Origin of the sequence: Planktothrix prolifica NIVA-CYA 540 (assembly GCF_963864145.1) — a bacterium.
GTDB classification, from domain to species: Bacteria; Cyanobacteriota; Cyanobacteriia; order Cyanobacteriales; family Microcoleaceae; genus Planktothrix; species Planktothrix agardhii.
Genome location: NZ_CAWLTW010000001.1, coordinates 4,507,079 through 4,516,969 on the forward strand (window position 1 = coordinate 4,507,079; position 9,891 = coordinate 4,516,969).

Annotated in this window: 12 protein-coding genes; 8 read left to right on the forward strand and 4 right to left on the reverse strand. The window is 37.4% G+C overall.

What is annotated here, in order from left to right:
• Positions 1-127: 127 nt before the first annotated feature.
• Complete coding sequence (locus AC559H_RS19865) at positions 128-937, reverse strand: creatininase family protein (protein ID WP_026795177.1); 810 nt, start codon at positions 935-937, stop codon at positions 128-130.
• A 92-nt stretch (positions 938-1,029) separates the two neighbouring features.
• Here AC559H_RS19865 and AC559H_RS19870 point away from each other — a divergent pair, with 92 nt between their 5' ends.
• The 4 genes from AC559H_RS19870 (at position 1,030) to AC559H_RS19885 (ending at position 2,613) form a co-directional block, all read left to right on the forward strand.
• Positions 1,030-1,335 carry a hypothetical protein gene (locus tag AC559H_RS19870; protein WP_026795176.1) on the forward strand — a complete coding sequence of 102 codons (306 nt, stop codon included), beginning with the start codon at positions 1,030-1,032 and terminating at the stop codon, positions 1,333-1,335.
• Positions 1,332-1,760, forward strand: coding sequence for a type II toxin-antitoxin system VapC family toxin (locus tag AC559H_RS19875; protein WP_026795175.1), 429 nt, complete (start codon positions 1,332-1,334; stop codon positions 1,758-1,760). Before AC559H_RS19870 ends, AC559H_RS19875 begins: the two co-directional genes overlap by 4 nt.
• Positions 1,761-1,915: 155 nt before the next feature.
• A complete protein-coding gene (locus AC559H_RS19880) occupies positions 1,916-2,215 on the forward strand; it encodes a hypothetical protein (protein ID WP_026795174.1) in 300 nt (99 codons plus the stop codon).
• Complete coding sequence (locus AC559H_RS19885; protein ID WP_026795173.1) at positions 2,212-2,613, forward strand: toxin-antitoxin system TumE family protein; 402 nt, start codon at positions 2,212-2,214, stop codon at positions 2,611-2,613. The genes AC559H_RS19880 and AC559H_RS19885 overlap by 4 nt, the downstream gene beginning before the upstream one ends.
• Before the next feature lie 85 nt (positions 2,614-2,698).
• On the opposite strand, the gene AC559H_RS19890 is transcribed toward AC559H_RS19885, so the two are convergent.
• Together AC559H_RS19890 and AC559H_RS19895 are read right to left on the reverse strand one after the other, a co-directional pair.
• On the reverse strand, positions 2,699-2,995 hold the full coding sequence (locus tag AC559H_RS19890; RefSeq protein ID WP_081694832.1) for a DUF4926 domain-containing protein: 297 nt from the start codon (positions 2,993-2,995) through the stop codon (positions 2,699-2,701).
• A 2-nt stretch (positions 2,996-2,997) separates the two neighbouring features.
• Positions 2,998-3,249 (reverse strand): hypothetical protein, encoded by a 252-nt coding sequence (locus tag AC559H_RS19895; RefSeq protein ID WP_026795172.1) that lies wholly within the window; start codon positions 3,247-3,249, stop codon positions 2,998-3,000.
• Between the two features lie 266 nt (positions 3,250-3,515).
• Here AC559H_RS19895 and AC559H_RS19900 point away from each other — a divergent pair, with 266 nt between their 5' ends.
• From AC559H_RS19900 to AC559H_RS19910, 3 genes are all read left to right on the forward strand, one after another.
• Positions 3,516-5,234: an AAA-like domain-containing protein gene (locus AC559H_RS19900; RefSeq protein WP_026795171.1), complete on the forward strand. Its 1,719-nt coding sequence runs from the start codon at positions 3,516-3,518 to the stop codon at positions 5,232-5,234.
• Between the two features lie 2 nt (positions 5,235-5,236).
• A complete protein-coding gene (locus AC559H_RS19905) occupies positions 5,237-7,486 on the forward strand; it encodes an AAA-like domain-containing protein (protein ID WP_052349625.1) in 2,250 nt (749 codons plus the stop codon).
• Positions 7,487-7,598: 112 nt separating this feature from the next.
• Positions 7,599-8,024, forward strand: coding sequence for a DUF29 family protein (locus AC559H_RS19910; protein WP_026795170.1), 426 nt, complete (start codon positions 7,599-7,601; stop codon positions 8,022-8,024).
• Between the two features lie 84 nt (positions 8,025-8,108).
• On the opposite strand, the gene AC559H_RS19915 is transcribed toward AC559H_RS19910, so the two are convergent.
• Positions 8,109-9,461: an FAD-binding oxidoreductase gene (locus AC559H_RS19915; RefSeq protein WP_026795169.1), complete on the reverse strand. Its 1,353-nt coding sequence runs from the start codon at positions 9,459-9,461 to the stop codon at positions 8,109-8,111.
• Between the two features lie 105 nt (positions 9,462-9,566).
• Here AC559H_RS19915 and AC559H_RS19920 point away from each other — a divergent pair.
• Positions 9,567-9,891 (forward strand): cobalt-precorrin-5B (C(1))-methyltransferase (locus AC559H_RS19920; protein ID WP_040957853.1); only part of this gene is annotated, 325 nt, incomplete at its 3' end.

The window sequence follows — 9,891 nt, forward strand, 5'->3', positions numbered from 1 at the left end:
TTCTATATTCTGATCGCAAATCATTTAAGATTGCTATATTATAAAAACCAAACCTATTGTTATAAAAACCAAACCTATTGTTAGAGAAACTAGCGAGCGGGGACGCTCGCACTGCATTAATATTCAATTAATCCCTAAACCTTTGGGGTTGTTGAAATTTATATAAATCCTCAATAACTTGTACCCAACTATTAACTAAAGAGGCTAAAATGCGATCGCCTTTTTCCTTGGTTGCCACCGTGGCATCCCCTAAAACTCCACTTTTGGTTAAATCTTTTGTCACCCAAGCAAAGGGTAAGTTTCCCTCCATACTTAATAAACTATTTTCGGGTAAATTATGGGGATATTCACACACAGCTTGCTCCATTTTAACCTGTTCAGGAAGTAAAGATAACATTAAACTGGTTTCGGCATCTCCGGCGTGAATTCCTAACTCTAATTCTTTCGGGGTTAATAATTCCCCAGCAATATTAGGAACTCGCCAAACAAATAAAGGAAATACGGAAAAATCTTCATATTTTTGATGTAAGTCTCGCGCTACCATCTCTAATATTTGCGGTTGTCCACCATGACCATTAATAAAAGCTAATTTTCTAAATCCGGCCCGATAAAGACTTTCGCCTAATTCCATTAATACAGCCATTAAGGTTTGGGAACTTAACGTTATTGTACCAGAAAAATGCCAATGTTCGTTAGATTTTCCATAATAAATTGTTGGCAAAGCGTAGGCAGGAATGTTATCATTAAGTTGGGCTAAGGCGTGACCTGTTATAGCCGTTGCGATCGCAGCATCAACAATTAACGGTAAATGGGGGCCATGTTGTTCAATTGAGCCAATCGGTTGTAAAATAACCACATTATTTTTATCAGCCATTGATTCAATTTCTGTCCAGGTTAAATAGGGAAAAAATCGTTCAGGGGGAATAAAATTATGGATCATGAGTTCAATTACGTTAATTCAAGATAATGATTTAACTATTGTATACTAGAGTTAACATTAATCAAGTCTAGCCGTTAATCGGGGTAATTATGAACGCAATCAAAGAGCTTATTTTAGACAAATTAGAGCATTTAGAAACTTTATCTGAACCTGTTTTGCAAGAGGTTTTAGATTTTGTTAGCTTTTTAGAATGGCGGCTAAATACAAATCAGCAACCACTTCCCAGTTCCAATTTAACAGAAAACCCTTTAGATCCCGCAGAAGATACGGGTGCATTTTTATTAGAAATTGCTAGTTCTTTTGTTAGTAATTTATCGGATGAAGATTTGGATATTTTGCCAAGGGATGGTGCAGAACATCATGATCGCTATCTCTACAAAAATACGCAAGCATGACTGAGCTAATTTTTGCTGATACCTTTTATTTGGTTGCCTTACTCAGTCCCCGTGATACTTTCCACCGTCAAGCGATCGCACTTACAACAAAACTAGGTAAGACTAAAATTATTACCACTGATGAAGTGTTAACTGAAGTGCTTAATTTTTTGTCTGATGGTGGTACAAAGTTGCGCGAACAGGCGGTTATTACGGTTCGTCAGTTACTAAATGCTGACTCAGAAAAGGTGGTAGTATTATCTCAATCTCGGTCAACGTTTTTAGGTGCTTTGGAGTTATATGAACAGCGACTAGATAAGGGATATAGTTTAACCGATTGTATTTCAATGATGACGATGAAGCAAATGGAAATCAGTCGAATTTTAACTCACGATCATCATTTTACTCAAGAGGGTTTTGTTATTCTTTTTGTTGATAATCGCTAGTTTAATTTTGATTTGACTAAGAAACCCGGTTTGCTGAGTAAACAATCACAATTTCTTGTGGATCATGAGTTCAATTACGTTAATTCAAGATAATGATTTAACTATTGTATACTAGAGTTAATATTAATCAAGTTTAGCCGTTAATCGGGGTAATTATGAATACATTAGAAAAATTAGAACTCCTAAGTGAAAATTGTAGCGATCGCACAGAATTAGATCGAATTATTGGGCAACTTCTCAGCATTATTTTGACTCGTCATCAGCAGAAGTTAGCAATTTATAATCAGGATATTAGCAAATTTGAGCAAACTTATAAATTGGATTCTGAACAGTTTATACAACAATTTGAGGCGGGAATATTAGGGGATGAGATGGATTTTTTTGAGTGGTTTAGTTTGTGTAAATTGCGTCAAGATATTTTAGTCAAAATTGGTAATTTAGAGAAAGCATTATGATCAATGCTGAAGATTATTTAGCTTTGATAAAATCGTTAATTGCTCTTTGTCCAGAAGTGATAGGTTTCACCATTCTTAGAGAAGAAGTACAAGTCACTAAAGGACTATGGCGATACCGACTAACTTTAAAAGATCGTAGTTTTTTAGAAATGTTTGAATTTTTTGAAATTCAATCAGAACAAGTAAAAATAATTAAGTATAGTTTTCATTGGCAAAAAGATGATAGACAATTAATTAAACGTTGGGATAATGCGGCTCATCATCCTGAGATAGAAACTTATCCTCATCACTTACATGATGGTGCAGAAGATTCTGTATTTCCCCATCAACCAGTGGGGGTTGAGGAGATTTTAAAAATAGTTTCTAAGCAGATAAATTCTTCAAATTCAACTTTTTAGAGATTTTTTAATTATACCCAATTCAACCGGGGTGGGAGATAGAGAAACCCGGTTTCTATTTGAAGTGCGATCGCCGACAATAAATTCAAAGGATAATATCTCTGTGATTGTGATCTAATATTGGTGCGGGCGCTGCGATGGAACACCCTACTAATTCAGGTTCATTAATAAGGCGTAAAAGTTTAACGGTTTCGATAGTTTCCATTGCAAAGGTATTACCTTCTTGATCTGTAAAGTCAATTAAAAATGCTTTTTGATCAAAAGACATTAAAACTGTTCCCATTTGCCCTCGACGGAGTAGAATTTGCTGATGGGTGACTTTGTGGGTAGCGATCGCATCTTCGGTTAGAGCAACCAAATCGTATTCTTGAATTTCGTTCATAATCAGTGGTTTGAAGCTATGGGGTTACTCAGAATATCGACATAAATATAGTTCTCAGGATGTTTAAGTGATTCTACTGCTTCTTTTAGATGGTGGCGATTAGCTTCTGTAGATAGTAGATAATCTGTTTCATCGGTTTCGGTTGATTTCCCAATCAATAAAATTGCCTCAACAATAGTTCCTTCTGGCAAATCGAGGCAGGGTAAATCGAGTTTACCGTTTTTAATAGTTGTCTTGTATTTAAGAGTATTCATAACATCCGATGTTTGAGAGATTTTTTAATTATACTCAATTCAACTGGGGTGGGAGTGGGATAGCAATCCTAAATCGGTTTAGGGTAGGGATTGGGAAACTTAACTCTCTTAGCTTTCACCCACCTGGGAATGCAATTTCTAGGCGGATTAATATTTTTATGTTAAAACAGAGGTGAATTCTGGACAATAGGGTTTAAAATTAAACTCAATCGTAGGAAATTGAGAATTTTTCACCTCGTACAGTGTGTATAGTAGGAGTTTTATTGATGAGTAGTGCCAGTCGCAGGAAGAAAACGATTTTATTTTTAGCTGCAAATCCTAAATCTTCTACTCCATTGCGTTTAGATGAAGAAGTTAGAGAAATTGAAGAAGGATTAAAACGATCTAAAAAAAGAGCCGAATTTAACTTAGAGCAAAGATGGGCTGTTACTCCCAGAGATATGCAGCGTGCGCTTTTAGAATTAAAACCCCACATCATTCATTTTTCGGGTCATGGCGTGGGCGATGGCGGGTTAGTCTTAGAAGATGAAAACGGGCAAGTTAAACTGGTGAATGCGAAGGCGTTAGCTAGTTTATTTGAACTGTTTAAAGAGCATATAGAATGTGTGGTTTTAAATGCCTGTTACTCGGAAATACAAACCAAAGGAATTGTTCATCATATCCCTTATGTAATTGGGATGAAACAGGCGGTAGGAGATAAAGCAGCCATTGAGTTTGCGATAGGATTTTATGATGCTTTGGGTGCTGGTAAAGACTTTGAATTTGCTTATAAATATGGCTGTACGAGTATTAGTATGGCAGGAATTCCAGAGGAATTAAACCCGATTATTAAACGACAATGTGATTTAGATCCTTCAGTAGAATTAGAAATCGCAGAGACGATTACAAATCACGAGAATACAAGAGCGTTTGAAACGATTATTGAACATCCAGATTCTTTAACAGAATCAACCATTTGTTCTCAAAGTTTGGATAGTCCAGAAGGATCGGTGCGTTTGGATTCTTCCCTTTATATTGAACGTCCTCCCATTGAATCAGATTGTTATGAAACGATCTTAAAAACAGGGGCATTAATTAGAATTAAAGCTCCTCGACAGATGGGAAAAACATCTTTAATGCAGCGTATTCTTAACGCTGGTAAACAACATCAACATCAAACCGCCTATCTAAATTTTCAAGAATTTAATCAAGATTCTCTTAATCGTATTGATCCTTTTTTACAAGGATTTTGTGCGAGTGTTGCGAATGCGTTGGAATTAGAGGATAAATTAACGGATTGGTGGAAAGGAGGTTTAGGGAGTAAAACCAAATGTAGTAACTATTTTCAACGGTATTTATTGAAAACAATTTCTGAACCGTTAACGTTAGGATTAGATGAAGTGGATCAGGTGTTTCAATGTCCTGAAGTGGCTCAAGAATTTTTTGGGTTACTGCGAACTTGGCACGAAAAAGGCAAAAATGAACCTGTATGGCAACGATTACGGCTAGTGATTGCCCATTCTAAAGAAGTGTATATTCCCTTAAATATTAATCAATCTCCCTTTAATGTGGGTTTACCGATTGAATTACCAGAATTAACGGTAGAACAAGTTACAGATTTAGTGAAACGACATGGTTTAAACTGGTCAAATTCAGAAATAGAAACTTTAATGGGAATGGTAGATGGACACCCCTATTTAGTTAGAAAAGCGTTGTATGAAATGGCGCGATCGCGTTTAACACTAGAAGAATTTATCACAATTTCTCCGACAGAAGAAGGATTATATAGTGATCATTTACGTCGTCTTTTATCTAACTTAAATCAAAACGATGGGGAATTAGCTAATGCGATGAAAAGAGTTGTTGCTTCTGAGAATCCTGTGCGGTTAGAAGGCAATTTAGGCTTTAAACTTAGAAGTATGGGTTTAGTTAAATTTCGGGGAAATGATGTGATTCCGTTGTGTAATCTATATCGGCTTTATTTTTGCGATCGCTTGGGGGTATAATTATGAATAATAATCCCCAATCTCGCTATGATTATCAAGTGGGGGGGAGTCTTCCCGTTGATGCTCCCACCTATATTAAAAGAGCAGCCGATGATGAATTTTACGAGGCATTAAAACAGGGAGAATTTTGTTATGTTCTTAACTGTCGTCAGATGGGAAAATCCAGTTTAAGGGTTCAAACCATGCGGCGGTTAGAACAGGAGGGATATGCTTGTGTCGCCATTGATATTACCTCCATTGGAACTTTAGAAATCACCCCTGAACAGTGGTATCGAGGAATCATTGAAGAAATCAGTAATAGCTTAGAATTGTATGAGGAATTTGACTCGGAGGAATGGTGGAAAAACTATCAACATTTATCCTTTACTCAACGGTTTGGAAGATTTTTAGAAGATATTCTCCTGAAATTAATTACAAAACCGATTGTGATTTTTATTGATGAAATTGATAGTGTTTTGAGTCTACCGTTTAAAATTGATGACTTTTTTGCCTTAATTCGAGATTGTTATAATCATCGTGCTGATCAACCGATTTATCAACGGTTAACCTTTGCGTTATTGGGGGTAACAACGCCACCGGATTTAATCCAAGATAAACAACGAACCTCGTTTAATATTGGTGATGCGATAGAATTAACCGGATTTCAGTTAACAGAATCCTATCCCCTCATCAGTGGATTTATGACTCAAACAGATCACCCTCATAATGTATTAGAAGCGATTTTATATTGGACAGGAGGACAACCATTTTTAACGCAAAAACTCTGTAAACTGATTCGAGAAACGGAGCAGAAAATTCCCCCAAATCAAGAGACAGAATGGGTGGAAAATTTAGTTCAAGACCGAATTATTACCAACTGGGAAGGACAGGACACTCCTGAACATTTAAGAACAATTCGAGATCGCATTCTCTATGCCGGAAATCAACGCACCGGAAGGCTTCTCGGACTCTATCAACAAATCTTACAACAACAAGGAATTACTGCGGAAGATAACCCGGATCAAGTAGCATTGCGACTATCAGGATTAGTGGTTAAACATGATGGAAAACTCCAGGTTTATAATCAAATTTATGCAACGGTTTTTAATTTAACTTGGGTCGAAAAAGCCTTAGCGGATTTACGGCCTTATGCAGAAGCCTTTAATGCGTGGGAAAAGTCAGAACGTCAGGATGAGTCACGGTTGTTGCAGGGGGAAGCGTTAAAAGAAGCAAAAAAATGGGCAGAGGGAAAAAGTCTGAGTAGTGAAGATTATCAATATTTAGCAGCTAGTGAAGAATTAGATAAACGGGCGATGCAAGTAGAATTAGATGCCAAACAAAAAGCTTATGAAATTTTATCAAAAGCCAAACAACGAGCTAGTTTAATCGGGCTGATTTCTGGTGTCGCCTTTGCCGTTGCTTTCGTTGCTTTCGTTGGAGTTATGATTGCAGTCAGAGAAGCAAAGTTAACTTTAGCAGTCACAGAAGTTAGGTTAAAAGCTTCTTCTGCGAGGGAATTATTGAGTCAGGGTCAAGGATTATTGGCCATGAAAGAAGCCTTAACCGCAGCCAAACAACTTAAAAAATTAGATCCTTCTGTTTGGGAAAAAAATAATACCCGTCTGCAAACCGTTACCACCCTTCGACAAATGTTGTCTGACATTAGAGAGCGTAATAGCTGGAGGGGTCATGAGAATTCGGTCTGGAGTGTGAGTTGGAGTCCCGACGGTAAAACCTTGGCTTCTGGGAGTCGTGACAAGACCATTAAGCTGTGGAGTCGAGAGGGTAAGCTGTTGCAGACTCTCAAGGGTCATGAGGATTGGGTCAGTAGTGTGAGTTGGAGTCCCGACGGTAAAACCTTGGCTTCTGGGAGTGATGACAACACCATTAAGCTGTGGAGTCGAGAGGGTAAGCTGTTGCAGACTCTCAAGGGTCATGAGGATTCGGTCAGTAGTGTGAGTTGGAGTCCCGACGGTAAAACCTTGGCTTCTGGGAGTATTGACAACACCATTAAGCTGTGGAGTCGAGAGGGTAAGCTGTTGCAGACTCTCAAGGGTCATGAGGATTGGGTCATAAGTGTGAGTTGGAGTCCCGACGGTAAAACCTTGGCTTCTGGGAGTATTGACAACACCATTAAGCTGTGGCATTTTGATTTAGAGGAATTAATGGTCTGGAGTTGTGAGTGGATGAAGGATTATCTGGAGAATAGTTTGAGTGTGAGTGAGGAGGATAGACGTTTATGTGATGGGGTGATGGTGAATAAACCGCAGTGAGATCCCTTTTTTAAGCAGGGTGTTTTCGTTTTCCCAAATGCCATCGCTATCTCCAAAAAAAATCATAAAATTTGTGTTATAATAAAATTAACCCTAATCAATTCCAAATATTATGGAAGAAATCCTAACCCTAAAGGAATTATTGTTAAAAGGGGATATTCCCGGTTCCCTTGCTGTTGTTGAAGAATTAGAAGAAATGGGTCGAAAAGATATTGTTAAAACCATTCGTAGCTATTCTATAGTTTTATTAATTCATTTAATTAAACGTCAAGTTGAAAAACGGACAACCCGGTCTTGGGATGTTTCAATTCAGAATGCTATTTTTGAAATCAGGGATGAAAATAAACGTCCTCGCTCACAAAGTTATTATCTGTCTCCAGAAGAACTTGAGGAAGTTTTAGAAGTTGCTTATAAACAAGCGATTAATAAAGCATCTTTAGAGGTTTCTGAAGGAATTTATCAAGCTAAAGAATTAGAAAAATTAGCCAATAAAGAAGAAATATTAAATCAAGCTATGGAGTTAATTAAAGATAAATAAATCATAACAGAAATCGGGTTTCTAGCCCTTATTTATGGGATAAAATCAATTTGATGCAGAAACCCGATTTCTAGGAGTTGCTAGTTAAAGATGTTTTTCTCGTTCTAACCAAGCTCTCATTTTCCCAGGATTTAATAACCCATAGGGGTCAACTTCTTGTTTAAATTGTAATTGTTCTAAATTAATCATTTTCATACCTCCATCCTCTAAAATATAGGTATGGGGATTGAAAATAACAGCACCTCTTTCTTCATGATAACGAATAATTTCATTTAACCTTTCTTCTGTGGTAAATCGCACTAATTGTAAAGATGCGGGGTGCATTTCTCCATGAAGTCTTAAAAACTCTAAATGCTGCATAACTTCATCCCCAAAATGAGTATAAAGATGTTCCAATAATTCCAATTTTCGATCCGCAGGTAAGAGGGTTTGTAAATAGGTAATAGACGGATCAACACTTCGGGCGTGTAAGGTGGTATGGTTCCAACTATATTCTATTATTGTTGTTCCTTTCCCCGTTTCTTGGGATGATTTCTGATAACAAACTTCACCGTTATACTGTTTAACTAATTCTTGAAAAGGTTCTAAGCTGGTTTCGGATACTATTAATAATGCTACGTGTTTTTCTTCTGGAATTATATCTTTAAATGCAGTAAAATAGGAGGGAATAGGAGACGCACAAACACAGACTAATTTTTTAATAATTCCATCGGATAAAGCTAAGGCTTGACCAAATCGAGCCGATGTCATAAAATCATTAAAGGTAACAATAATTTCTGACCAAGGATAGGCGGGAGCTAAGGGAATTTCTAACTCAGTAATAATCCCATTTGTACCATAAGCATGATTGACTTTCTGCACATCATCCCCTCTTAATTCAATTACTTTTGGTTCATCTTCCATTGTCACAACTCGCGCGGCTTGTAAGTTACCGCGATCGCGTAATTGTCCATAGGTAATCGAACCAATTCCCCCACTTCCGCCCTCAATAAATCCCCCAATTGTTGCTGTCCGATAGGTAGAAGGAACCATGCGTAATTCCCATCCTATTTCCCGCGCTTGTTTATCAAATGCTGCCATTTTTACCCCAGGTTCCATACAAGCTAACCCTGGTTTTATCCATTTAATATTATTCAATTTAGAGATATCTAAAATCACCCCTCCTTCCAAGGGAATACATTGTCCATAATTTCCCGTTCCCGCACCTCGAACCGTCAGAGGAATTTTATATTTCACACAAACTTTAGCCACTTGTAAAATTTCGGCTTCTGTTGCGGGACGCACCACAATATATCCGATTTTATCCTTGAGTTCATGTTGCAAAATTGGGCTAAAATGGTAATAGTCTTGGGAAAGTTTTTTGACTTGAGTTTTATCCGTAATCATTTCAATTCCCGAAAGTTCAGAGCAGAAGTGATCCCAGTTAATATCAGTCATAATTATTTTTTAGGGTAATTCGTTTAAATTATAGGATAACGGATCTGTGGTGGTAGTTACTCAAAATAGTCTAAAATCTTAAAATATTAACTAAACGACTAAAATATGACCACAAATCAACCTCGTTCTGGATATACTCTACCCGTTTTTGCTTGCGCGGCGGCGATGGCGGCTTTGGAATATTTACAAACTAGAAATCAGTCTATTGAACAGGTATCTATTGATTTAATTAATCCGGCGGAAACCGTTAATATTCTGATTGAACAAATAGCAATTTTAACCGATAATTCTGCTTTAGCAATTACTCGTTCTGATCCGGGGGATAATTTAGATTTAACCCGAAATACTCCGATTTGGGCAATGGTGGAATGGTGGGATAGTTCGGAACCCCCCCCAACCCCCCTTGTCAAGGGGGGGCTAAAGAACAAAG

Coding starts and splice junctions, on each gene's coding strand:
- AC559H_RS19870 (WP_026795176.1), top strand. CDS start 1,030: ATGAACGCAATCAAAGAGCTTATTTTAGACAAATTAGAGCATTTAGAA.
- AC559H_RS19875 (WP_026795175.1), top strand. CDS start 1,332: ATGACTGAGCTAATTTTTGCTGATACCTTTTATTTGGTTGCCTTACTC.
- AC559H_RS19880 (WP_026795174.1), top strand. CDS start 1,916: ATGAATACATTAGAAAAATTAGAACTCCTAAGTGAAAATTGTAGCGAT.
- AC559H_RS19885 (WP_026795173.1), top strand. CDS start 2,212: ATGATCAATGCTGAAGATTATTTAGCTTTGATAAAATCGTTAATTGCT.
- AC559H_RS19890 (WP_081694832.1), bottom strand. CDS start 2,995: ATGAACGAAATTCAAGAATACGATTTGGTTGCTCTAACCGAAGATGCG.
- AC559H_RS19895 (WP_026795172.1), bottom strand. CDS start 3,249: ATGAATACTCTTAAATACAAGACAACTATTAAAAACGGTAAACTCGAT.
- AC559H_RS19900 (WP_026795171.1), top strand. CDS start 3,516: ATGAGTAGTGCCAGTCGCAGGAAGAAAACGATTTTATTTTTAGCTGCA.
- AC559H_RS19905 (WP_052349625.1), top strand. CDS start 5,237: ATGAATAATAATCCCCAATCTCGCTATGATTATCAAGTGGGGGGGAGT.
- AC559H_RS19910 (WP_026795170.1), top strand. CDS start 7,599: ATGGAAGAAATCCTAACCCTAAAGGAATTATTGTTAAAAGGGGATATT.
- AC559H_RS19915 (WP_026795169.1), bottom strand. CDS start 9,461: ATGACTGATATTAACTGGGATCACTTCTGCTCTGAACTTTCGGGAATT.